The sequence below is a fragment of the Methylobacterium sp. J-078 genome, from assembly GCF_022829285.1.
Lineage (GTDB): Bacteria > Pseudomonadota > Alphaproteobacteria > Rhizobiales > Beijerinckiaceae > Methylobacterium.
Genome location: NZ_JAKSYI010000112.1, coordinates 37192 through 59795, shown reverse-complemented (window position 1 = coordinate 59795; position 22604 = coordinate 37192). Strand labels below are relative to the sequence as shown.

Here is a 22604-nt window from a genome sequence, read left to right as displayed (position 1 = left end):
CACAACGGCACGCACCCAGAATGTCGGCGCGTCACCCCATCATCTCGGTCACCGGCTCCTCGGGGGCCGGGACCACCTCGGTCCGCAACACCTTCGAGCAGATCTTCCGCCGGGAGGACGTGAGCGCGGTCTACATCGAGGGTGACGCGTTTCACGCCTACGACCGCGACACCATGCGGCGGAAGATGCTGGAGGAGCCGAACCTCAGCCACTTCGCGCCGCGCGCCAACCTCCTGCCCGAACTGGAGGAGGTGTTCCGGACCTATGCGGAATCCGGCCGGGGGCGCACGCGCCACTACGTGCACGACGCGGCGGACGCGGCCCATTACGGCACCGAGCCCGGCAGCTTCACCGAATGGGAGGAGTTTCCGCCGGGCTCCGATCTGCTGTTCTACGAGGGCCTGCACGGCTGCGTCGTCGACGACAACGTCGACATGGCCCGCTACGCCGACCTGAAGATCGGCGTGGTGCCGGTGATCAACCTCGAATGGATTCAGAAGCTGCACCGGGACCGCTCGTTCCGGGGCTACTCCACCGAGGCGGTCACCGACGTGATCCTGCGGCGGATGCCCGACTACGTGCAGACCATCTGCCCGCAATTCACCTGGACGGACATCAACTTCCAGCGGGTGCCGACGGTGGACACCTCCAACCCCTTCATCGCCCGCTGGATTCCCACCGCCGACGAATCGATGGTGGTGATCCGCTTCAAGGACCCGAAGGGGATCGACTTCTCCTACCTGATTTCCATGATCCAGGGCTCGTTCATGAGCCGTGCCAATTCCATCGTCATCCCGGGCGGCAAGCTCGACCTTGCCATGCAGCTCATCCTGACCCCGATCATCATGCAACTCGTCGAGCGCAAGCGCCGCATGGCCTGAGTGCGGCCCCGATGCCCCAGAGGACTTCACCATGAACGGCCCGATCATCTCGCCCTCGATCCTCTCGGCGGACTTCGCCAAGCTCGGCGAGGAGGTGCGCGCGGTGTCCGACGCCGGGGCCGACTGGATCCACCTCGACGTGATGGACGGGCACTTCGTGCCGAACCTCACCTTCGGCCCGGCCGTGATCAAGGCCCTGCGGCCGCACTCGGCCAAGCCCTTCGACGTGCACCTGATGATCGCGCCGGCCGATCCCTACCTCGCCGCCTTCGCGGAGGCCGGCGCCGACGCGATCTCGGTCCACGTGGAGGCCGGACCGCACATCCACCGGTCGCTCCAGGCGATCCGGGATCTCGGCAAGCGCGCCGGCATCGCCCTCAACCCCGGCACGCCGGCGAGCGCCATCGAGCCGCTCCTCGACATGGTCGACCTCGTCCTGGTGATGACGGTCAATCCCGGCTTCGGAGGCCAGAGCTTCATCCCGTCGACACTGGAGACCATCCGGCGGATCCGGGCGATGAGTGCCGGGCGGGACATCGACATCGAGGTCGATGGTGGCATCGGGCCCGAGACCGTGGCGGAGGCCGCCCGGGCCGGGGCCAACGCCTTCGTGGCCGGCAACGCCGTGTTCAAGGGTGGCCCGGCGGGCTACGCGGAGCGGATCGCGGCGATCCGGGCGAGCGCGGCGGAGGTCGGAGGCGGCCCCCTCTCATGCTGAGGGCGCTGATCTTCGATGTCGACGGGACGCTGGCCGAGACCGAGGACCTGCACCGGCAGGCCTTCAACGGCGCCTTCGCGGATCTGGGTCTGCCCTGGTCGTGGTCGCCGGCCCGCTACGCCGACCTCCTGACCGTGATGGGCGGCAAGGAGCGCCTGCGCCACTACGTCGAGACCGAGCATGCCGACGAATTCGAGGCCCTGCGCCCGCGCATGGGCGAGATCCACGATCGCAAGACCCGCCGCTACGGCGATCTCGTGGAGGGCGGCAGCCTCGCCCTGCGGCCCGGGGTGGGCCGGCTGATCGCGGAAGCGCGGGCGGCCGGGCTCAAGCTCGCGGTGGCCAGCACGACGAGCCGCCCCAACGTCGACACCCTGCTGCGGATCAACTTTCCCGCCGGCGACACCCCCTTCGACGTCATCGCCTGCGGCGACGAGGCGGCACGCAAGAAGCCCGCCCCCGACGTGTTCGATCTCGCGCTCGAGCGCCTCGGGGTCTTGCCTTCCGAGGCCGTGGCCTTCGAGGATTCCGCCGCCGGCATCCGCTCCGCCCTCGATGCGGGGCTGCCGGTCATCGCCACCCGCAGCCGCTACACCGAGAGCCACCGCCTCGACGGGGCGTTCTCGGCAATCTCCGATCTCGGCGAACCCGGCGCGCCGCACCGCCACCTGTCCGGGCATGTCTGGCCGGACGGCATCGTCACCCTCGACGCCCTGCGCGACTGGCACGCGCGCATCACCGCCTGAACCGGCCGGTCAGGCGCCAGGGCGCCGCTTCCCCGCCCGGTCGGGCGGCGCGCCCTCCGCGCGGGTCGGAAACAGCACCGCGCCCGCCACCGCTCCGAGTACGCCGGCGAGCCCCAGCCTCAGCCAGCGCGGCGGGGCCGCGACCGCCGTGCGGCGGCCACGGATTCCGGCCTCCTGGAGAGGAACCTCGGTGCGTCGCCGGTCGATGGCCTGATGCGTCATCGCTTGAAGGATAGCGTCCCCGCGCCCGAAGGCCACCCGGGGCACGGCACGCTGCGGCGCAGCGTTGTCATCGGCGCAGGGCGCGGCCTATAAGCCGGCCAACCCCTTTCGTCCGGAATCGTGGCCGCCCCGCCCGGTGCGGTCCAGCGATCCGGCCTCGTTCCTACCTTCAAGGTCACGTCATGGCCGGCCATTCCCAGTTCAAGAACATCATGCACCGCAAGGGCCGCGTCGATGCGGTCCGCTCGAAGCTGTTCGGCAAGCTCGCCCGCGAGATCACGGTCGCGGCCAAGCTCGGCCTGCCCGACCCGGCGATGAACGCCCGCCTGCGCGCCGCCATCATCGCGGCCCGTGCCGAGAACGTGCCCAAGGACAACATCGAGCGCGCGATCAAGAAGGCCTCGGGCGCCGACGCGGAGAGCTACGACGAGATCCGCTACGAGGGCTACGGCCCCGGGGGCGCTGCCCTGATCGTCGAGGCCCAGACCGACAACCGCAACCGCACGGCCTCCGACGTGCGCTCGGCCTTCACCAAGTCCGGCGGCAGCCTCGCCGAGACCGGTGCGGTCTCCTTCATGTTCGACCATGTCGGCGTGGTGGCGTTCGACGCGAAGGTGGCGGATGCCGACACCATGCTGGAGGCCGCCATCGAGGCCGGCGCCGACGACGTGCGTTCGGACGAGAACGGCCACGAGGTCACCTGCGCGCAGGAGGCCTACGGCGAGGTCTCGAAGGCCCTGGAGGCCCGCTTCGGCGAACCGCGCCGCACCGCCCTGGTCTGGAAGGCCCAGAACACCATCGAGGTCGACGACGAGACCGGCGAGAAGCTGATCCGCCTCGTCGAGGTGATCGAGGACCAGGACGACGTCCAGAACGTCTTCGTCAACTTCGCGCTCTCGGACGCCCTGATGGAGAAGCTCCAGGGCTGATCCTGCCCGAGCGAACAGGCGGCTCGCGCTGCAGGGCCGGGGTCCGCCCGTGTCGTGCGGGGCGCCGTCCTTGGCATAACGTTCCGTTCACGGTATGTCCCTAACGCTCAGATCGGCGCGGTGTCCGCGCCCGGAGCCGTCCGATTCATGACCCTTCCCGTGCGCATCCTCGGCATCGACCCCGGTCTGCGCCGGACCGGCTGGGGCGTGATCACCGCCACGGGCACGAAGGTGGCCTACGTCGATTGCGGTGTCGTCACCTCGGACGGGGACCTGCCGCTGGCGCTGCGCCTGCGCGAACTCTACGAGGGCATCACGCGCATCGTCGAGGCCTTCCAGCCGGATGAGGTCTCGGTGGAAGAGACCTTCGTCAACAAGGACGCGCAGGCGACCCTGAAACTCGGCCACGCCCGTGCCGTGGCCCTGCTGGTGCCGGCGCTCGCCGGGATGCCGGTGTTCGAGTACTCGGCCAACCTCATCAAGAAGACGGTGACGGGCTCGGGGCACGCCGAGAAGGTGCAGATCCAGGCCATGGTGAAGTTCCTGCTGCCGAAGGCCGAATTCAAGGTGGCGGACGCGGCCGACGCGCTGGCCATCGCGTTGGCCCATAACAGCCACCGGGGCACGCATGCCCTCAGGATCAAGCACGCGCCCGTGCCCGGCGCGAGCGCGCTCGCGGCCGCGCGGATCGCCGCGGCCCTGGCGCGCGGCTGAGGCCCACGTCACCGACCGCCGGCGGCGTCGCCTTTCGACTGGACTTCGGGCGTACCGCCGTGCTGTTCGTGCCGCGGACTTTTCGACGGAATGGAGCGGGGCGGAATGGCACGGGAGCGGGTGCGTCCGAAACTGTCCATGCCGGAGACGATGCGCGCAGCCCTGGCGGCGGCGTTGCCGGCCTGCCGGGACCTCGGTTCGGCGACGACCCTCGCCGGCCTCGTCGTGCTGGCCAAGATGGCTCTGCGCGCGGTGCTCGTCGATCCGACCCAGCCCGTGCGCTTCCAAGAGGACGTCTTCCTCGTGGATCTCGCCTGCACGATCCTGCTCGCGCCGTACTGGATGGCGATGTTCCGGCGAATGCTCGGTGCCGGCGGAAGCCTGCCCGAGATCGTGGCCGGGCGGGCTGGGCCGTTCCAGGCCTTCCTGGCGCTGGAACTGTTCTGGCTCCTCGTCGGCGGCCTGCTCGACCGTTCGTTCTCGCCGGGCGGGGTCGGCCAGGGGCAGGCGATCCTGGGACTCGCGGCCTGGGCCTGCATCCTCGCCCTTCAGATCTGGACCAGCATGCTCGCACCGGCCCTCGCGGTCGGTGCGCCCGAGGCCACGCTGCGCGGGGTCGTGGCGATGACGCGCGGGTCGGCCGCGCGCATCGGCGTGATGCTGGTCGCCCTCATCATGCCGCTGGGCCTCGTCGGACGGCTGCTCACCGAGCCGGAGCGCGCCGGGGCCGACATGCCGGCACCCCTGCTCGCCCTCCGGATCTTCGCGTCGAGCCTCATCGAGATGGCCCTGCTCGTCCTCGTCACGGCGCTCCTGGCGGAGACCTACCGGCGCCTGTGCCCCCGGCCGTGAGACCTATTCAACCGCCTTGAACTCGCCCTCGAGCCGTAGCGAAACCTCGTCGCCGAGGACGGGCAGGAAGGCGTTGATTCCGAAATCCGAGCGCTTGATCACCGCCCGCCCGTCGAAGCCGACCGTGTAGGCCTTGTTCACCGGATTGATCCCGGCCTGGTTGAAGGTGGCATCGAAGCCCACCGGCTTCGTCACGCCCTTGAGGGTCAGGTCGCCGTTGACCCGGGCCGTGGTCGGGCTCGTCGGCTCGATGCTGGTGGCCGTGAAGGTGGCCTTGGGGAACCGGGCGGTGTCGAAGAAGTCGGGTGTTTTCAGGTGCTGGTTCAGCCGGTCGTTGAGCCCGTTGACGCTGTCGGTGCCTATGGTGACCGTGAGGCGCGACTTCGCCGGCTCCTTCGGGTCGAGGACGGCCTCGGCGTTCACGTCCGTGATCTGACCGTAATAGGTCGAGAAACCGAGATGGCTCACCGACCAGGTGATCTTGCCGTGCGCGGAATCCAGCACGTAGGCGCCGGGCCGGACCTGGGTCGGGTCGCTCGACGGTCCGGCCGGTGCCGGCGCGGACTCTTGAGCGGCGAGGGGCCCGGTAATCAGCATCAGGGCGAGGCAGAGGGGCAGCGCGATGGGGCGCATCGGATCGGTCTTCCAAAGGTTCGGGCGTGGGATCGGGACGAGACGGGCCCTTGATTCCACGAACGTTCGGCGGCCTCAAGGCGCCGGGACGGGGCCGCGCGGCAACGCCTGACACGCCGACCCTTCTGGCGCATGGCGCTCGCCCGCACGGGCTTGTAGGCAGGCACCGCGGGCAGGGAACGACGGTGGCGCGATGATCGGCAAGCTCAAGGGCGTGGTGGATTCCTACGGCGAGGATTTCGTGATCCTCGACGTGCAGGGCGTCGGCTACGTGGTCCATTGCTCGGCCCGCACCCTCCAGCGCCTGCCCGGCATCGGCGAGGCGGCGGACCTCGCCATCGAGACCCATGTGCGCGAGGACATGATCCGACTGTACGGCTTCCGCTCCGATGCCGAGCGCGAGTGGTTCCGCCTGCTCCAGACCGTGCAGGGGGTCGGCAGCAAGGTCGCGCTCGGCCTGCTCTCGGTCCTCGAACCCTCCGCGCTCGCCAGCGCCATCGCCCTGGGGGACCGGACCGCGGTCGCCCGCGCGCCGGGCGTCGGCCCGCGCCTGGCCGCCCGCCTCGTCGCCGAGCTCAAGGACAAGGCGCCCGCCTACGCGCCGATCGACCCGGCGGTGATCGCCCTCTCGGGCGCGGTCGAGGATCGCACGGCGCCGCAGCCCGTGACGGACGCGATCTCCGCCCTGGTCAATCTCGGCTACGCGCCGGTCCAGGCTTCCGCCGCCATCGCCACGGTCCTCAAGGGGGCCGGCGAGGGGGCGGAGGCCAAGACCTTGATCCGCCTCGGATTGCGCGAACTGGCCCGCTGAGTCGGGTGGTCGGGCATCTCGCGCTTCGAGAATGGTTCGTGCGCGAGAAAATTGTGCCCTTGAAACACCCGCGCCCGTTGCCAGATCGCCCAAGGGGCGCTAACTTGTTGAAAGGAAAGCAGTTTTCAATTGTTCTAAGGTGATGTTCAAGCGGATGAACAGGCTCGACTTTCGGGCTCGTCATCACCGTCGCCTCAGATTCGACGAAGTGGCCGGGTGGAAACCCCAACCGGCGGCCTCATCCCACGGCACGAGCCTCGCACGCGTCACGGTCCCGCATGATCGTCTGTTCCTGCAACGTCCTGTCCGATCGCGCGGTGCGCGCCTGCCTGCATCGCGGCCCGGATTGTCCCCGCACGCCGGCCCAGGTCCAGGCCTGCCTCGGGTGCAGCCCGAAATGCGGGCGCTGCGCCCGTACCATCCGCGGCATCCTGCAAAACGCCCTCGACGAGGCCGCGCATGCGTGCACCGCGACTTGCGCGAGCTCCTGTAGTTTGGTCAAGGTCCAGACTGCGGAGGAGGGGATCGCCGCCTGAGCGCCCATTCCGGGTGCTGAAGCTCCCCTCCGGCCAAACGTGCCTCAAGGGAGATTGGGCGGATGAAGGGTGATGCGAAGGTCGTCGAGTACCTCAATCGGGGACTGCGCAGTGAGCTCACGGCGGTCAGCCAGTACTGGCTCCATTTCCGCATGCTCAACGATTGGGGATACATCGAGCTCGCCAAGTTCTGGCGCAAGGAATCCATCGAAGAGATGCAGCATGCCGATCGCTTCGTCGACCGGATCCTGTTCCTCGACGGCTTCCCGAACCTGCAGGAACTCGATCCCCTGCGGATCGGACAGAACGTCCAGGAGATCATCGAGTGCGATCTTGCCGCCGAGAATGAGGCGCGCGCGCTCTACCTTGAGGCGGCCAAGTACTGCGATTCGATCAACGACCGCGTCTCGAAGCGTCTGTTCGAGGATCTGGCCGAGGACGAGGAAGGCCATATCGACTTCCTCGAGACGCAGCTGGAGCTGATCTCGCAGATCGGCCTGCCCCTCTACGCGCAGAAGCACATCGGCGGCCTGGAGCCGATCGCGCCGGAAGCCGAATGATCCGATGCCCACCCCGCGGCGCCGCGCGCCGCGGGGGAGCTCAAAGGTCGAGCACCCGCCGATAGATCGCGCGCAGGGGCAGGGAAACGCCGATCGCGGGCAGATCGAGGATCGCATCCGGTCCGTCCAGAACGCGAAAGCCGTTCCAGACGCCGTCCGTGCGGTCGTAGACTTCGAGATGCGCCCGGTCTCGCGCGACGAGGACGTAGTGCTGAAGCGCCGGCAATTGCTGATAGACCCGCCACTTCTCGAAACGATCCCGTGCTTCCGTACCGGGCGAAAGCACCTCGAACAGCACGCAAGGATTGTCGATCGAGGTCGCGCCGGGCTCCAGGTCTCCGCAGACCACGAGAACGTCCGGGAGCATCGCCGCATCGAGCGGGCGGCTCTTCATGTAGAATGTTTCGGTGAAGGCCCGGCATGACGAATTCGCGTCCTCGAACCGGTTGCCGAGTTGGCGCGAGATGTTGTTGACGATCTGTGCGTGCTCCCAGCGTGCACCGACCATCATCCGGACGACGCGGCCGCCGATCAGTTCCCAGCGCTCGTTGCGCGGCTTGTCTGCCAGCAATTCCTCGAAATCGTCGAAATCCATCATCTCGAATTCGGCGGAGGCGTTGCCCATCGTGCGCGTCCCTGGCGACTGGCCGCCGCTTCCGCGACTGTAGCGCGATCCGCGCCGTTGTGCGACATCCGCCCCGAGAACAGATGATGGACGCGGGCCCCGGCCCCCACCGAGAATCCGTGTGAGCAAACCTCCGAGACCCGCCTCCAAGGCGACGGCGCCGAAATCGCCGACCCTGCATCCGCTGCCCGAATCGCTCCTCACCCCCGAGAAGCGCGAGGACGATCTGGAGCAGTCGATCCGCCCCCTCAACCTGTCCGAGTTCATCGGGCAGCGGGCGGCGCGCGCCAACATGAGCATCTTCATCGAGTCGGCCAAGAAGACCGGCTCGGCCCTCGACCACGTGCTGTTCGTCGGCCCGCCCGGCCTCGGCAAGACCACCCTGGCACAGATCGTGGCGCGGGAACTCGGGGTGAACTTCCGCTCCACCTCCGGCCCGGTCATCGCCAAGGCCGGCGACCTCGCGGCCCAGCTCACGAACCTGGAAGAGCGCGACGTGCTCTTCATCGACGAGATCCACCGCCTCAACCCGGCGGTGGAGGAGATCCTGTATCCGGCGATGGAGGATTACCAGCTCGATCTCATCATCGGCGAAGGGCCGGCCGCGCGCTCGGTGAAGATCGAGCTGCCGAAATTCACGCTTGTGGGCGCCACCACCCGCGCCGGGCTCCTCACCACCCCCTTGCGCGACCGCTTCGGCATCCCGATCCGCCTGGAATTCTACGATGTCGACGAGCTCGAACTCATCGTCAGCCGGGGCGCGCGGGTGCTCGGCCTCGGCATGTCGCCGGAGGGCGCCAACGAGATCGCCAAGCGGGCGCGGGGCACGCCCCGCATCGCCGGACGCCTGCTGCGCCGGGTGCGCGACTTCGCCATCGTGGCCGATGCCCCCACCGTGACCCGCGCCATCGCCGACCGGGCCCTCCAGCTCCTCGACGTCGACCCCGCCGGGCTCGACGTGATGGACCGCAAGTACCTCACGATGATCGCGAAATCCTTCAACGGCGGCCCCGTGGGGATCGAGACCATCGCGGCGGCCCTCTCGGAGCCCCGCGACGCCATCGAGGACATCATCGAGCCGTTCCTGATCCAGAAGGGCTTCGTCCAGCGCACCCCGCGCGGGCGCATGCTGACCCCGCACGCCTTCCGGCACATGGGCTTCCCGGAGCCCCGGCGCGAGCCGACCGGACAGTTCGGCCTGTTCGGCGGCCAGGACGATCCGGAGGCATGACCCGCCCCGCCGCCATCCCGCCCGAGGGAGGTTCACCGTGAGCGAAGCCGAACCCGCCGGCATCCACACCCTGCCGGTGCGCGTCTATTACGAGGACACGGACTTTTCGGGGTTCGTCTACCACGCGAGCTACCTGCGTTTCATGGAGCGCGGGCGCACCGAGCTGCTGCGCGGCCTCGCCGGCGACCAGTCGGACCTGCACCGCGACGCGGCCGGGCTGCACTTCGTCGTGCGCCGGATGGCGATCGACTACGTCAGACCCGCCCGCATGGACGATCTCCTGGAGGTCCGCACCTGGACCGCGACCATGAAGGGCGCCTCGATGCACCTCGCCCAGGAGGTCCGGCGCGGGCCTGACCTCCTGGTCAAGGCCGAGGTCGTGGTCGCCTGCGTGCGCGACGGCCGGGCGATCCGCCTGCCCGACAGCCTGCGCCTCGCCCTCTCCCCGGACCGGCGCAATGCACCGCCCGACCCGGGCACCTGACCGCCCACGCGCTGCCGACGAGGGGCACCGCGCGGACCACGCTTCGTCGGATCCTCAGATCTTGGGATCCTCAGATCTTGCGAACCTCCGCGAGGAAGAGCTTCACCGCCGCCGCCACGGCGTCGATCTCACGATTGAGGTCGCCGGTGGCGCGCAGCATGCTCTGCGCCGAGGAGGCGGAATCCGTCGCGCTCGTCGCGACCGCCGCCACGCTGGAACTGACCGTCTCGGTCCGACCCGAGGCTTCGTCGACGCTGCGGCGGATCTCCGTGGAGGTCGCCGATTGCTCCTCGACGGCTGAGCCCACCGAGATCGCGCTCTCGTCGATGCGGGCGATGATGGCGGCGATCCGCTCGATGGTCGAGGCCGTGGAGGTGGTCGCGGTCTGGATCATGGCGACCTGACGGGAGACGTCGTCCGTGGCCCGCGCGGTCTGGGCCGCGAGTTCCTTGACCTCGCTCGCCACCACCGCGAAGCCGCGTCCGGCGGGGCCTGCGCGGGCTGCCTCGATGGTGGCGTTCAGCGCCAGCAGGTTGGTCTGGCTGGCGATCTGGCCGATCATCCCGACCACCTGGCCGATATGGTTCGAGTTCTCGCTGAGCGCCCGCACGCTCGCGACCGCCTGGCGGGCTTCCTCCACCGCCTCGCTGGTGACCGCGCGGGAGCGGTTCATCTGCTGCGTGATCTCCGCGTTGGCGGAATTCAACTCCTCGACGGCCCGGGCCACCGTCCGGACGTTGGCCGAGGTGCCGATGGCGCCGGTCGATGCGGTCGCGGCGGCTTCGGAGGTCTCGCCCGTTTTCTCCAGAACGAGGTTGGCCGAGTCGCGCATGGTGTTCGTCGCGCCGCCGGCTGCGTCGAGGGCTGTCTGGATGGCCGTGTCGAAGGCCGAGATCGCGTCGGTGAAGGGCGTCACGTCCGCCCAGGACAGAACGGCGGCGATGTAGCGGCCCTGAGACATCACGGCCGAGACATGCAGGTCGAGGGTCTTGGGTCCGAGCCGGATCTTGGTGCGCCAGGGCAGGCGCGACGGATCGGCCACGATACTGCGCTGGTGATGGGGGTTCTTGTGGAAGACATCCATCGATGTCCCCACCATCCGATCCGGGTTCACCTCCCGCGGCAGGTACTGCCGAAGTGCGTGCATCGTTTCGATGCTGCGCTCGTTGGCATACGTGATGTTGGCGCTGACGGGATCAAGGACGAGAACGTTGACCGGCAACGCATTGATCACGGCCTCGATGTCGGTCTGCGGCACGACCTCGGGTTGAATCTCATCCGGTGTCCGGCGCAAAGCCGACAACATGGACCGGTGACTTTTCATCGGATTTGTCTTTCTTGTGGCGACAAAGGCCATTACAGACGAGTATGATGATCATCGTTTATAATTAAATAATCGTTAAAGAGAAATCGGATTAGCTGCGCTTAGTTTGGCTGCACTTGATCACGCGGGTGCTGGCCACTGGTACTGCCCGGACGGACGCGGGGTCGCCAGGCTCCCTGAAGCCTGTGCGGATCGCCCGAAGCCAGATCAGCAGGGAGCAAGGACTGAATCTGCAAGGGAATGTTAACCCTGCCGCGCGCTTAACTGCGCTGGAGACGGATGCGTGCGATGCACAAGACCGCCCCATACTTTCGACAGATTCGCGGGCCATTGAGCCTTGAAATCGCTCAAGGTTCCGGTTGAAGCGCGAGGGTCGGGCCGCCGGTTCCGAGACGGCTCCGCGCGGGGTTTTTCGAGGATCATGTCATGAACCCAGCCGATGCCATGCAGGCGATGCCGGCCCCCGACATGACGCTGCTCGGCCTGTTCCTGCAGGCTCACTTCGTCGTCAAGGTCGTGATGCTCGGCCTGATCGGCGCCTCGATCTGGTGCTGGTCGATCATCGTCGACAAGACCCTGTTGTTCCGCCGCACCAAGGCCGAGATGGACGCCTTCGAGGAGGCGTTCTGGTCCGGTCGCTCCCTGGAGGAGCTCTACCGCTCGTTCAACGACCGCCCGGCGGTCGGCCAGGGCGCCCTGTTCGTCGCCGCCATGCGGGAGTGGAAGCGCTCCTTCGAGGGCTCGGGCCGCCAGATCCAGAGCCTGTCCCAGCGCATCGACAAGGTGCTCGACGTGACGATCCAGCGCGAGGTCGAGCGCCTCGAATCCCGCCTGCTCTTCCTCGCCTCCATCGGCTCGGCCGGCCCCTATATCGGCCTGTTCGGCACGGTCTGGGGCATCATGACCGCCTTCACCTCGATCGCAGCCTCCAAGAACACCTCGCTCGCCGTGGTGGCCCCGGGCATCGCCGAGGCGCTGTTCGCCACCGCCATCGGGTTGTTCGCCGCGATTCCCGCCGTGCTCGCCTACAACAAGCTGCAATCGACGGTGGCCAAGAACCAGTCGCGCCTCGAGGGCTTCGCCGACGAGTTCTCCGCCATCCTCTCGCGGCAGATCGACGAGCGCCTGTCGCTCGTCGCCTGAACCCCATCCCGACAGCCGAGGAACGATCATGGGCATGGCCCACGGAGCAGCGCAGGGTGGTGGCGGACGGCGGCGTCGCGGACGCCGCCACGGCGCCATCAACGAGATCAACATGACGCCGTTCATCGACGTCGTGCTCGTGCTGCTGATCGTCTTCATGGTCGCCGCACCGATGATGACCGTGGGCGTGCCCCTCGACCTGCCGCAATCCAAGGCGAGCCCGCTCAATTCCGACACCAAGCCCGTGACGCTCTCGATCCGCCAGTCGGGCCAGGTCTTCCTCGGCGAGAGCGAACTGTCCGACGACGGCATCGTGCCCAAGCTCACCGAGGCCTCGAAATCCGGGTTCGAGGAGCGTGTCTTCGTGCGCGGCGACAAGCGGGTCGATTACGGCCGGGTCGCGCAGGTGATGGCGATCGTGACCGGCGGCGGCTTCAAGAAGGTCGCCCTGGTCACCGAGCCGGACCAGAAGTAGCGGGCGCCGGTGGTGCGAATTCCCTTCAAGCGCAGTGAACCGGGTGTCTGGGTCTCGGCGGCGACGCATGTGGGCCTGCTGACGGTCGCCCTGCTGTCGGTGGCGGCCCCCGCCCTGCCCGACGCGCAGGAGGGCGTGCCCGTCGAGGTGATGACCGAGCAGCAATATTCGGAGCTGACGAAGGGCGAGCGCAACGCCGACGCGCCGCAGCCCAACGCCAAGCCGCGCGCCGACCGTGTCGCCGAGAAGTTCGAGGAGCGCGAGCCCGAGAACGCCAAGGTCGATGCCCCGGCCCCCCCGAAGCGCCCCGCCGACATGAAGGTGGCGAGCGCCGAGGAGATGCCCCTGCGCTCCAGCGAACCCGATCCCCAGGAAGCCAAGGCCGAGGCCGCCAAGGAGGCCGCCAAGGAGGCAGCAAAGGCCGAGGCAGCCGAGAAGGCGGCCAAGGCCGCGGAGGCGAAGGCTGCTGCGGCTGCCGAGGCCAAGGCTGCCGCCGCCGCCGAAGCGAAGGCCGCCGCTGCGGCAGAGGCCAAGGCGGCCGCTGCCGCCAAGGCGAAGGCCGAGGCGGTCAAGCGCGAGCAACTCGCCGAACTCATCGAGAAGCAGGAAGCCGAGGCGGAGGCCAAGGCCGAAGCCGCCGCCAAGGCTGAAGCCGCCAAGGCGGAGGCCCGGGCGGAGGCGGCTCGCAAGGCCAAGGCGGAAGCCAAGGCCAAGGCCGACGCGGAGGCCAAGGCGGAGAAGGAGGCCGAAGCCAAGGCGAAAGCCGTCGCGGAGGCCAAGGCCAAGGCGGAGGCCGAGCACCAGAAGGAACTTGCCGAGGCCAAGGCCGAAGCGGACGCCGAGGCGAAAGCCAAGGCCGATGCGGCCGCCAAGGCGAAGGCCAAGGCGATGGCCGATGCCAAGGCGAAGGCCGATGCGGAGGCCAAGGCCAAGAAGCAGGCCGAGATCGCCGACAAGTTCAGCGCGGGCGACATCCGCTCGCTGCTCGCCTCGAAGGCGCCGTCGCAATCCACCGGCGCCACCGGGCGCGAGGTCCAGCGCACCGCCTCCCTGGGCGCGGCCACCGGCGCTGCCCAGCGCCTGTCGCCGTCCCTGCGGGACGCCCTGGTGGGCATGCTCCAGCAGCAGATCGAGCGCTGCTACGTCGCTCCCCCGGGTGCGACGCAAGGGGTGGTGCTGCCGATGCTCGACATCCGCCTGAACCCGGACGGGACGCTGACCACCGAGCCCCGCATCATGCGCGGTGGTGCCAACGCGGTCGACCGTTCGATCGCCGAGGCGGCCCAGCGCGCGGTGCGCCGCTGCGCGCCCTACAAGATCCCGGCCCAGTACGCGCCGTACTACAACGACTGGAAAGCCATCAACGCGGAGTTCGAATTCTCGCGAGTCTGAGGCTGCGGTCCCGTCGGGACGGCGCGCGCGCTCCCCCGCGCGCCGTCGACCGCGCACGGTGCTTCCACCCGCGGAAACCCCTTTTTCGAACCCACCTTCGATCCTCGCATGTCCACGACCCGCATGCCCACGACCACGGAATCGATCATGCATCGCAGTCTTCCCAAGGGCCGGACCTCCAGGGGCCTGACGTCGCTCCTCGCGCTCCTGGCCTTCGTCCTGCTCGGCCTCACCCCGGCCGCGGCGCAGCTCAACCTGCGCATCGGCGGCGGGTCGTTCCAGCCGATGCCGATCGCGGTCACGGATTTCTCCGGCGATCCGAGCCTCGGGCTCCTCGTCTCCAGTGTGGTGACGAACAACCTGCGTCGCTCGGGCTACTTCACCCCCGTGGAGAAGGCGAAGTTTCCGGAAGCGCCGGGCTTCGATGCGGTGCCGGGCTTCGACAAGTGGAAGGCGGCCGGCGTGCAGGCCCTGATCACCGGCCGCGTCGCGCGCGACGCGTCGGGTAAGCTCAAGGTTGAGTTCCGCCTCTGGGACGTGACCTCGGGCCAGCAGATGACGGGCCAGCAATACGGCACCGACCCGGCCAATGCGCGCCGTACGGGTCACCTCATCTCGGATGCGGTCTACACCAAGATCACCGGCCTCGGCCCCTGGTTCGACAGCCGTATCGCCTTCGTGGACGAATCCGGCTCCAAGGAGAACCGGCGCAAGCGCCTGATGGTGATGGACCAGGACGGCGCCAACGTGCGGGCGCTCACGAACGGCGAGAACGCCGTGGTCGCGCCGCGCTACTCGCCGGCGACCCAGGACATCGCCTTCATGACCCAGACCACCGGCCAGCAGCCGCGCATCCAGGTTATCAACCTCGAGACCGGCGGGCGCCAGGCGCTGGGCAAGTCCGATTCCATGAGCACCAGCCCGCGCTTCTCCCCCGATGGCCGCCGCCTCGTGATGAGCGTGCAGCAGGGCGGCAACGCCGACATCGTCATCATGGATCTGGCCTCGAAGGCGCAGACGCCGATCACCAACGGCAACGCCATCGACACCTCGCCGACCTTCTCGCCGGATGGCAGCCAGATCGTGTTCGAATCGGATCGCGGCGGCTCGCAGCAGATCTACGTCATGAGCGCGTCGGGCTCGACGCCGACCCGCATCTCGTTCGGCGAGGGCTCGGCCTCGCAGCCGGCCTGGTCGCCGCGCGGTGACCTCATCGCCTTCACCCGCCAGCGCAAGGGCGGCTTCGCCATCTGCGTGATGAAGCCGGACGGCTCGGGCGAGCGCGTGCTCACGGAAGGCTTCCACAACGAGGGCCCGACCTTCGCGCCGAACGGCCAGTACGTGCTGTTCTTCCGTGATCCGGGCGGCCAGGGCGGTGGCAAGCTCTACATGGTCGACATCACCGGCAAGGTGGAGCAACCGGTGCCGACCCCGTCCTACGCTTCGGACCCGACCTGGTCGCCGCTGCTGTCGGGAAAGTAGAAGCCGCCGAGCGCGGCGGCAGCCTCAGCCGCGCTCGTAGCCCGTGGTTCGGCGAACGAAGCCGAAGGCCGAACTCAGTGACGCGCCGGCGGCTCCGGTCACGGCCTGAACCGCGCCGACGGCCGCCTGGGCCGCTTCGCTCGCCGTCGTCACCAGGGACGAATCCGCGTGTCCCGGCCCGTCGACCGGCTGCGACACGCGTTGTGCGGCTCGGGCGAACCCCCGTCGCAGCACTTCTCGGTCGTTGCTGATCAGTGCCGGAAGCCGCGGGTCGGCGAGGGCGATCAGCAGGTCTCCATCCTGAAACGTGATTTCCAGCAGGGTCTGAGGTTGGGACTCGTCGGCGGAGATTGAGGTCAGGGCGGTCGCGGCGAGGAGCGCCGTCCCACTCAGGTCGATGTTCGAGGCAAGGGCGAGGCTTCCCTTCAGGCCTTCGAGCACTTGCCCGCCCCAGTTCCGGGCGCCCGCGACGTCTCCGTGAGCTTCCACGGTCAGAATGCTCTCGACGGAGCGCTCGACACCGTCCGGGCTGGTCAGAACCCCGGCCTGATACGTCCCCCTGCCCTTGCCGCAGTTCCCCGCAACCACCTTGATGTCGGCCATGGCATCCTCCCGCCGTATTTCTACCTTTGCGTGCAGGCGGCTATCATGCACAAAAGCTTGGCCATGCGGGACCACAAGGCGCCGGACGCTGAGGCTGGGACCAGGTGCTTGCTGCGGCACGTTTTATCCCTCACGCACCACGAACGTGCCGCGAAAGGGATAATCCCGCGCCTCACTCCGCCGGAACGAGCCGGTCCCGTGCCCGCAGCGCGGGAAACACCCGGCCCCACAGGGCCGCGACAAGCAGGGTGGCGAGGCCGCCCGCCACCACGGCTGGGACGGCGCCGATCAGGGCGGCCAGGGTGCCGGATTCGAACTCGCCGAGTTCGTTCGAGGCGCCGATGAAGACCGAGTTCACCGCCGAGACCCGGCCGCGCATCGCATCCGGCGTCTCGCCCTGGACGAAGGTCTGGCGCACGAAGACGCTGATCATGTCGGCCGCCCCCGTCACGAACAGGCAGGCCATGGAGAGGGGCAGGGAGGTCGAGAGGCCGAAGCCCACCGTGGCGAGGCCGAAGAGACCCACGGCCTGGAGCATGCGCAGGCCCGCATGCCGCTCCAGCGGCCAGTAGGCCAGCGCGATCGCGGTGAGCACCGCCCCGGCCGCCGGCATGCTGCGCAGGACGCCGAGGCCGAGGGGGCCGACATGCAGCACCTCGGCCGCGAAGATCGGCAGGAGCGCGGTGGCGCCGCCGAGCAGCACCGCCACGAGGTCGAGGCTGATGGCGCCGAGCACCACGGGATGCGTGCGGATGTAGGTCAGGCCGGCCGAGAGGGTCTCCCAGGTCACGGGCGGGCGCTCGGTGACGGGGGCGGGGCGGAACCGGATCGCCAGGATGAGGGCGCTGGCGAGCGCGAAGCTCGCGGCGGCCGCGCCGAAGACCACCGCCGGCCCGAGGGCGTAGAGGAAGCCGCCGGTGGCCGGTCCGAGGATCGAGGCGCTCTGCCAGAGCGAGGCGTTCCACGCGATGGCAGAGCCGAACAGGGGACGGGGCACCAGGGTCGGCAGCAGGGCCTGCAGGGCCGGGTTGGCGAAGGCACGGCCCGTGCCGATGACGACCACGAGCAGATAGATCGGCCACAGGGTCGTGGTGCCGAGGTAGGCGGCCAGCAGCAGGCCGAGATCGGCCAGCGCCAGGGTCGCGTAGGCCAGGGCGGCGACGAGGCGCCGGTCGTAGGTGTCGGCGACGTGGCCCGTCACCAGGGCCGAGAGCATGGCGGGCAGGAAGCTCGCCAGGCCCACGAGGCCGAGGGCGAGGGCCGAGCGGGTGATGTCGTAGACGAACCACCCCACCGCCACCGCCTGCATCTGGAAGGCGAGGCCGGTGAGGAAGCGGGCCGATCCGAAGAGGCGGAAGTCCCCGTTGCGGAAGACGGTCCAGCGCGGCGCGGCATCGATGCTCATCGCGCCGTGCTGGGGCAGGGCGGTTTCCGCGTCAAGCGCAAGGATTACGAGGCGTACTTGACCGTGCAGCCATAGGGCTTGGCCGTCCGCACCGTGACGGGCTTGCCGGCGGCGAGTTCGGTCAGGGCCGCCTCGACGTGGTTCCGGGCCGTCTTGAGGTCGGCGGGATCGGCCGAGGGCTTGTCGTCGATGCCGCCCTGGTAGGCGAGGGTGCCGTCCGGGGTGATGATGAACATGTGCGGGGTCGTCTTCGCGTCGTAGGCCCGGCCGATGGTCCCGGTGGGATCGAGGAGCACGGCGCTGGGCGCGGCCTCTCGGGTCTTCGTCAGGCGGTTGGCCTGCGCCCCGTCGACGGCGCCCTGCTCGCCCGGCGCCGAGGAGATGACGCTGAGCCAGACCACGCCCTGGCCGGTCCACTTCTTTTGGAGCGCCTGCATGGCGTGGGCGCCGTAATGCTTCGTCACGAAGGGGCAGTCGTGGTTGGTCCATTCGAGGACGACTGTCTTGCCGGCATAGTCCGAGAGCCGGACCGTCCGGCCGTCGGAATCCTGGGCGCTGAAGGCGGGCGCGGGCTTGCCCACCTGCGGGCCGGCGGCCAGGGCTGGGCCCGTCATAATCGCCGCGAGGCTCGCGGCGAGGAGGAAGCGGCGGGTCTGGGGCATCTGCTATCGCTCCGGTGTCAGGGCGGCGCTCCGGTCCGTGGCCGCCAGGGGCACCGCCTGCAGGGCCTCCAGCACGAGGCCGGGGGTGAGGATCTGCGGCAGGACCGCGGGCTCGCCGGAGCCGGCATAGAGGAGATAGAGCGGCACGCCGCTGCGGCCATGGCGCTCCAGCAGGCGGGTGATCTCGGGGTTCTGGTTGGTCCAGTCGCCCTTGAGATAGGTGATGCCCCGGGCCTTCAGGCCGGCCTGCACCGCTTCGGAGCGCAGGGCCGCGCGCTCGTTGACCTGGCAGGTGATGCACCAGGCCGCGGTCATGTTCACGAAGACCGGCTTGCCCTGCGCCAGGAGCCCGTCGAGGCGCGCCTGGGTGAAGGCGCCGGCATCCGCCTGCGCGGTCTCGGCACCGGCCCGGTCCCGGTCGAGGCCGAGGGTGAGGATCGCCAGGGCGGCGAGGGCCGCCGCGGCGGTGACGCGCGCGATCCAGGTGCCGGCCGGGCCGGCCCCGTGCCCGCGTTCCCAGGCCCAGGCGGCGAGGCCGACCAGCACGAGGCCCACCAGGGCGGCGAGCAGCCCGGCCGAGCCGACCTGCTGCGACAGCACCCAGACCAGCCAGGCCACGGTGGCGTAGATCGGGAAGGCCAGCGCCCCCTTCAGGGTGTCCATCCAGGCGCCGGGGCGGGGCAGGCGCCGCAGGGCCGCCGGCCAGATCGTCAGCGCCAGGAAGGGCAGCGCAAGGCCGAGGCCGAGGCTCGCGAAGACGGCGAGACCCACGCCGGCTTCCTGCGTCAGGGCGAAGCCCACCGCAGAGCCCATGAAGGGGGCGGTGCAGGGGGTGGCCACCACGGTGGCGAGCACCCCGGTGAAGAACGAGCCCTCAAGGCCCGCCCGCCGGGTCAGGCCATCGCCGAGGCCCGCGATGCCGGCACCGAGATGCACGACGCCCGACAGGCTGAGACCCATGGCGAACAGGAGGTAGGCGAGGCCCGCCACCACCAGGGGCGATTGCAGCTGGAAGCCCCAGCCGATGCCGGCGCCCGCCCCCTTCAGGGCGATGAGCAGGCCTGCAAGCGCCAGGAAGGACGCGAGCACGCCGGCCGTGTAGGCGAGCCCGTGCAGCCGGACGCGCCCTGCCGGCTCGCCCGAATGCGTCACGAGGCTGAGCACCTTGATCGACAGGACCGGGAAGACGCAGGGCATCAGGTTGAGGAGGAGGCCGCCCAGGAAGGCGAGGCCGGCCGCGCTCCAAAGGGTCAGGCTCTCGTCCGGGGCCTGAACCGGTACCGGGGCCGACGGGGCGGCGGAGGCGGTGGCGGTGCCGGCCGCGCCCGGCGCCTCGCCGACGGCGTAGGCGCGGCGCACGGGTCCGTCCGGTGTCGCCTCGTCGAAGGTGAGCACCCCCGGCAGGGTCGCGGGCGCCGCCTCGGTGGTGTCGCCGCGGGCGAGGTCGATGTGCAGCCCGTCCGCGTCGCTGCGCGCCTCCTGGGCCGCTGCGTTCTCGATGGCGGTCTCCGCATAGGGGAAGTAGGCGACGGAGGAGGCCGCGAGCCCGGGCGGCGTGGCGAGGTGCACCTGCAGGCGCCCGTTCTCGGCGCCGTAGCGCACCGGCCAGGGGGCGGGCACCGGCAGGGCCGCGCGGGCGGCCTCGAACAGCATCATCGATCCGGGCGCGACCCCCGTGCTGGTGCCGCCCTGCGCCACCGGCAGCGTCAGGCGCAACTCGGCCGAGCCCGGCACGCATTCGCGCTCGCAGACGAGGTAGGTCAGCTTGGCCTGGAGCGTCACCGGCTTGGACGGCGCCAGCGTGGCCGGCGGAGCCACCTGCGTGAGCAGGACGACCTCGCCCTCGTAGCCGAAATTCATCAGGTGGGAGACCGGGATGCGGCTCGGGACCGGCCACTGGATCGCCCCGGCCGAGAATCCGGCCGGCAGCGTCCAGGCGACCTCCGGGGCGAGGCCGGAATCGCCGGGATTGCGCCAGTAGACGTGCCAGTGCGGCCGCATCACCATGCGGATGGCGACCGTGAAGGGCTCGCCGGGCCGGATCGCGGAGGGCTCTCCGACGAGGCTCGCCTTCACGAGGTCCGCCGGCACCTTGAAGCCCTGCGCGGAGGCGGCGGGGAGAGAGAGGCCGAAGAGCGCGAGCGCCAGGGCGAGTAGCCGGATCATCGAGTCCCGTTCGGTGCTGGAAGCGCGCAGGTTACGTCCGTTCCGCGGGAGCGCAAAATCTCGAAGCCGCGAGATCTTGGCGGTGAGACCTTGGCCGCGCGATCTCGCGTCCCCGCCTTTGCGGTTCTCCGGGAGCCTCAGGATCGTCGCGAAAGACGCCCGGCGCTCCGCCCGGGCCGGGTCAGACTGCCGCCACCATCGGCCGGGTCGCCTCTTCGAGCCAGGCGCGCGTCGCCGCGTCGAGATGCGGCCCCAGGGCCTCCCGCACGCGGGCATGGTAGGCGTCGATCCAGGCCATCTCCTCCGGGCTCAGGAGGTCGGGGCGGATCAGGCGGCGGTCGAAGGGGGCGAGGGTCAGGGTCTCGAAGCCGAGTATCGGGCGCTCGCCACCGGGCACTTCGCGGGGCTCGACGAGGACGAGGTTCTCCAGGCGGATGCCGTAGGCGCCGGGCTTGTAGTAACCCGGCTCGTTCGAGAGGATCATGCCGGGTTCCAGCGCCACCGTTCCGGTCTTGGCGATGCGCTGCGGCCCCTCGTGCACCGACAGGAAGGACCCGACGCCGTGGCCGGTGCCGTGGTCGAAGTCGAGCCCGGCTTCCCAGAGCGGCAGGCGGGCGAAGGCATCGATCTGTGCGCCCGTGGTCCCCTTCGGAAACACCGCCCGGGCGATGCCGATATGGCCCCGGAGCACGCGGGTGAAATGGTCGCGCATCGCCACGGAGGGCGTGCCGATCGCCACCGTGCGGGTGATGTCGGTGGTGCCGTCGGCGTATTGCGCTCCCGAATCCACCAGGAACAGCTCGCCGGGAAGGATGCGTCGGTCGGTCTCCCGGCTGACCCGGTAGTGGACGATGGCGCCGTTGGCCCCGCTGCCCGAGATCGTCGGGAACGAGACGTCGCGCAGCAGGCCGCCCTCGGCGCGGAAATCCTCCAGGGCCTCCACGGCGGCGATCTCGGTCAGCGTCTCGCCCTGGGCATCGAGCCAGGCGAGGAAGCGGGTCACCGCGACCCCATCGCGAAGATGGGCGGCGCGGGTGCCGGCGATCTCGGCCGGGTTCTTGACCGCCTTCATGGCGGTGATCGGATCGGGTCCGAGGTCGGCGACGCCGCCGGCCGCCTCGACGCGTTGCTTGAGGGCGAAGGCGGCGGTGGCCGCATCGAGGCGCAGGCGCGCGGCATTTGCCGCCTTGGCCGCAAGGCCGTCCGCGAAGGCGGCGCGCGGATGCAGGTCGGCCAGGGGCGCCAGGGCGGCGCGCAGGTCCGAGCTCAGGTTCGGCGAGGTCAGGTAGAGGGCGGCGCGGCCCGTGCGCGGCACCAGCGCGTAGCCCAGCGCCAGGGGCGTATGGGCCACGTCGCCGCCGCGCAGGTTGAAGGCCCAGGCGAGGTTGTGCGGATCGGAGATCACCAGAGCGGCATCGTCCGCCTCCGCCAGGGCCGCGCGGATGCGGGCGAGCTTGTCCCCGGCGGACTCGCCGGCCAGGTCCGGCGGATGGGCGACGACGGCCCCCGCCGGCGGCTCAGGCCGGTCGGTCCAGACCGCGTCGACGGGGTTCGCCTCCACCGCCTGCAGGCGCGCGCCGGCCTTGGCCACCGCGCGCTCCAGGCGTGCCACGCTGTCGGGGGTGTGCAGCCAGGGATCGTAGGCCAGGACCTGCCCGGGCTTGATGTGGGCGCCGATCCAGGCCGCCACGCTGGTCTCGGCGAGCGGCACCGGGGTGATGATGGTGGTGTCGACCTGGTCCGGTGCCTGGAGGGTGTAGCGCCCGTCGACGACGAGGGCGGCCTCCTCGGCCAGGATCACGGCGGTGCCGGCCGAGCCGGTGAAGCCGGTGAGCCAGGCGAGGCGCTCGGCCTGGGGCGGCACGTACTCGGACTGGTGCTCGTCGGCGCGGGGCACCACGAAGCCGTCGAGGCCGGCAGCGCGCAGGGCCTCGCGCAGGGCCCGGATGCGGGCGGCCCCCTGGCGGTGGCTCGGATCGTCGAAGGTCTGGAAGCGGGCGCGGGTCATGG

General features: G+C 69.9%; 24 protein-coding genes. 15 read left to right on the top strand and 9 right to left on the bottom strand.

The features are described from left to right. The first annotated feature begins 20 nt into the window (after nucleotides 1-20). Genes MKK58_RS18760 through MKK58_RS18750 form a run of 3 tightly spaced genes read left to right on the top strand, consistent with a single transcriptional unit; the run spans nucleotide 21 to nucleotide 2345 of the window. Nucleotides 21-881: a phosphoribulokinase gene (locus tag MKK58_RS18760; RefSeq protein ID WP_243913728.1), complete on the top strand. Its 861-nt coding sequence runs from the start codon at nucleotides 21-23 to the stop codon at nucleotides 879-881. A 31-nt stretch (nucleotides 882-912) separates the two neighbouring features. Continuing rightward, complete coding sequence (rpe, locus tag MKK58_RS18755) at nucleotides 913-1599, top strand: ribulose-phosphate 3-epimerase (protein WP_243913725.1); 687 nt, start codon at nucleotides 913-915, stop codon at nucleotides 1597-1599. Then, a complete protein-coding gene (locus MKK58_RS18750) occupies nucleotides 1593-2345 on the top strand; it encodes an HAD-IA family hydrolase (RefSeq protein WP_243913723.1) in 753 nt (250 codons plus the stop codon). The genes rpe and MKK58_RS18750 overlap by 7 nt, the downstream gene beginning before the upstream one ends. Before the next feature lie 9 nt (nucleotides 2346-2354). On the opposite strand, the gene MKK58_RS18745 is transcribed toward MKK58_RS18750, so the two are convergent. After that, complete coding sequence (locus tag MKK58_RS18745; RefSeq protein ID WP_243913722.1) at nucleotides 2355-2567, bottom strand: hypothetical protein; 213 nt, start codon at nucleotides 2565-2567, stop codon at nucleotides 2355-2357. Between the two features lie 182 nt (nucleotides 2568-2749). Here MKK58_RS18745 and MKK58_RS18740 point away from each other — a divergent pair, with 182 nt between their 5' ends. The 3 genes from MKK58_RS18740 (at nucleotide 2750) to MKK58_RS18730 (ending at nucleotide 5062) form a co-directional block, all read left to right on the top strand. Continuing rightward, a complete protein-coding gene (locus MKK58_RS18740) occupies nucleotides 2750-3496 on the top strand; it encodes a YebC/PmpR family DNA-binding transcriptional regulator (RefSeq protein WP_243913721.1) in 747 nt (248 codons plus the stop codon). 147 nt (nucleotides 3497-3643) lie between these two features. After that, nucleotides 3644-4210, top strand: coding sequence for a crossover junction endodeoxyribonuclease RuvC (gene ruvC / locus MKK58_RS18735; RefSeq protein WP_243913719.1), 567 nt, complete (start codon nucleotides 3644-3646; stop codon nucleotides 4208-4210). 138 nt (nucleotides 4211-4348) lie between these two features. Continuing rightward, the gene (locus tag MKK58_RS18730; RefSeq protein ID WP_243913717.1) at nucleotides 4349-5062 is read left to right on the top strand and encodes a hypothetical protein; all 714 of its coding nucleotides are present in this window, start codon (nucleotides 4349-4351) and stop codon (nucleotides 5060-5062) included. Between the two features lie 3 nt (nucleotides 5063-5065). Here MKK58_RS18730 and MKK58_RS18725 read toward each other — a convergent pair whose 3' ends face one another. Continuing rightward, nucleotides 5066-5695 carry a YceI family protein gene (locus MKK58_RS18725; protein ID WP_409565271.1) on the bottom strand — a complete coding sequence of 210 codons (630 nt, stop codon included), beginning with the start codon at nucleotides 5693-5695 and terminating at the stop codon, nucleotides 5066-5068. Between the two features lie 193 nt (nucleotides 5696-5888). Between MKK58_RS18725 and ruvA the strand changes: the two genes are divergently transcribed. The 3 genes from ruvA (at nucleotide 5889) to bfr (ending at nucleotide 7602) form a co-directional block, all read left to right on the top strand. Next, complete coding sequence (ruvA, locus tag MKK58_RS18720) at nucleotides 5889-6506, top strand: Holliday junction branch migration protein RuvA (protein WP_243913715.1); 618 nt, start codon at nucleotides 5889-5891, stop codon at nucleotides 6504-6506. Nucleotides 6507-6784: 278 nt separating this feature from the next. Continuing rightward, the gene (locus tag MKK58_RS18715) at nucleotides 6785-7042 is read left to right on the top strand and encodes a bacterioferritin-associated ferredoxin (RefSeq protein ID WP_082507666.1); all 258 of its coding nucleotides are present in this window, start codon (nucleotides 6785-6787) and stop codon (nucleotides 7040-7042) included. Nucleotides 7043-7104: 62 nt separating this feature from the next. Further along, nucleotides 7105-7602, top strand: a complete 498-nt coding sequence (bfr, locus tag MKK58_RS18710; RefSeq protein ID WP_243913713.1) for a bacterioferritin — start codon at nucleotides 7105-7107, stop codon at nucleotides 7600-7602. A 40-nt stretch (nucleotides 7603-7642) separates the two neighbouring features. On the opposite strand, the gene MKK58_RS18705 is transcribed toward bfr, so the two are convergent. Continuing rightward, on the bottom strand, nucleotides 7643-8227 hold the full coding sequence (locus MKK58_RS18705; protein ID WP_243913712.1) for a Uma2 family endonuclease: 585 nt from the start codon (nucleotides 8225-8227) through the stop codon (nucleotides 7643-7645). A 175-nt stretch (nucleotides 8228-8402) separates the two neighbouring features. Here MKK58_RS18705 and ruvB point away from each other — a divergent pair, with 175 nt between their 5' ends. Beyond that, nucleotides 8403-9458, top strand: a complete 1056-nt coding sequence (gene ruvB / locus MKK58_RS18700) for a Holliday junction branch migration DNA helicase RuvB (RefSeq protein ID WP_279578460.1) — start codon at nucleotides 8403-8405, stop codon at nucleotides 9456-9458. Between the two features lie 37 nt (nucleotides 9459-9495). Further along, nucleotides 9496-9942 carry a tol-pal system-associated acyl-CoA thioesterase gene (gene ybgC, locus MKK58_RS18695; protein ID WP_243913708.1) on the top strand — a complete coding sequence of 149 codons (447 nt, stop codon included), beginning with the start codon at nucleotides 9496-9498 and terminating at the stop codon, nucleotides 9940-9942. A gap of 70 nt (nucleotides 9943-10012) precedes the next feature. Here the strand turns inward: ybgC and MKK58_RS18690 are convergent, their stop codons facing one another. After that, the gene (locus MKK58_RS18690) at nucleotides 10013-11200 is read right to left on the bottom strand and encodes a methyl-accepting chemotaxis protein (protein WP_243913706.1); all 1188 of its coding nucleotides are present in this window, start codon (nucleotides 11198-11200) and stop codon (nucleotides 10013-10015) included. A gap of 492 nt (nucleotides 11201-11692) precedes the next feature. On the opposite strand from MKK58_RS18690, the gene tolQ reads away from it, so the two are divergent. The 4 genes from tolQ (at nucleotide 11693) to tolB (ending at nucleotide 15758) form a co-directional block, all read left to right on the top strand. Continuing rightward, nucleotides 11693-12409, top strand: coding sequence for a protein TolQ (gene tolQ / locus MKK58_RS18685; protein ID WP_243913704.1), 717 nt, complete (start codon nucleotides 11693-11695; stop codon nucleotides 12407-12409). Nucleotides 12410-12437: 28 nt separating this feature from the next. Then, complete coding sequence (locus MKK58_RS18680) at nucleotides 12438-12884, top strand: ExbD/TolR family protein (RefSeq protein WP_243913697.1); 447 nt, start codon at nucleotides 12438-12440, stop codon at nucleotides 12882-12884. A gap of 12 nt (nucleotides 12885-12896) precedes the next feature. Further along, the gene (tolA, locus tag MKK58_RS18675; protein WP_243913695.1) at nucleotides 12897-14276 is read left to right on the top strand and encodes a cell envelope integrity protein TolA; all 1380 of its coding nucleotides are present in this window, start codon (nucleotides 12897-12899) and stop codon (nucleotides 14274-14276) included. Between the two features lie 147 nt (nucleotides 14277-14423). Next, complete coding sequence (tolB, locus tag MKK58_RS18670; protein WP_243913693.1) at nucleotides 14424-15758, top strand: Tol-Pal system beta propeller repeat protein TolB; 1335 nt, start codon at nucleotides 14424-14426, stop codon at nucleotides 15756-15758. A 24-nt stretch (nucleotides 15759-15782) separates the two neighbouring features. Here tolB and MKK58_RS18665 read toward each other — a convergent pair whose 3' ends face one another. The 5 genes from MKK58_RS18665 to MKK58_RS18645 form a co-directional block, all read right to left on the bottom strand. Beyond that, complete coding sequence (locus MKK58_RS18665; RefSeq protein ID WP_243913691.1) at nucleotides 15783-16361, bottom strand: hypothetical protein; 579 nt, start codon at nucleotides 16359-16361, stop codon at nucleotides 15783-15785. 172 nt (nucleotides 16362-16533) lie between these two features. Beyond that, entirely contained in the window at nucleotides 16534-17766 is a 1233-nt protein-coding gene (locus MKK58_RS18660; RefSeq protein ID WP_243913689.1) for an MFS transporter, read from the bottom strand. A 44-nt stretch (nucleotides 17767-17810) separates the two neighbouring features. Beyond that, nucleotides 17811-18428 (bottom strand): thioredoxin family protein, encoded by a 618-nt coding sequence (locus MKK58_RS18655; protein ID WP_243913687.1) that lies wholly within the window; start codon nucleotides 18426-18428, stop codon nucleotides 17811-17813. 3 nt (nucleotides 18429-18431) lie between these two features. Then, nucleotides 18432-20594 (bottom strand): protein-disulfide reductase DsbD family protein, encoded by a 2163-nt coding sequence (locus MKK58_RS18650; RefSeq protein ID WP_243913685.1) that lies wholly within the window; start codon nucleotides 20592-20594, stop codon nucleotides 18432-18434. Between the two features lie 181 nt (nucleotides 20595-20775). Next, nucleotides 20776-22602: an aminopeptidase P family protein gene (locus MKK58_RS18645; protein ID WP_243913887.1), complete on the bottom strand. Its 1827-nt coding sequence runs from the start codon at nucleotides 22600-22602 to the stop codon at nucleotides 20776-20778. Between the last annotated feature and the right edge of the window lie 2 nt (nucleotides 22603-22604).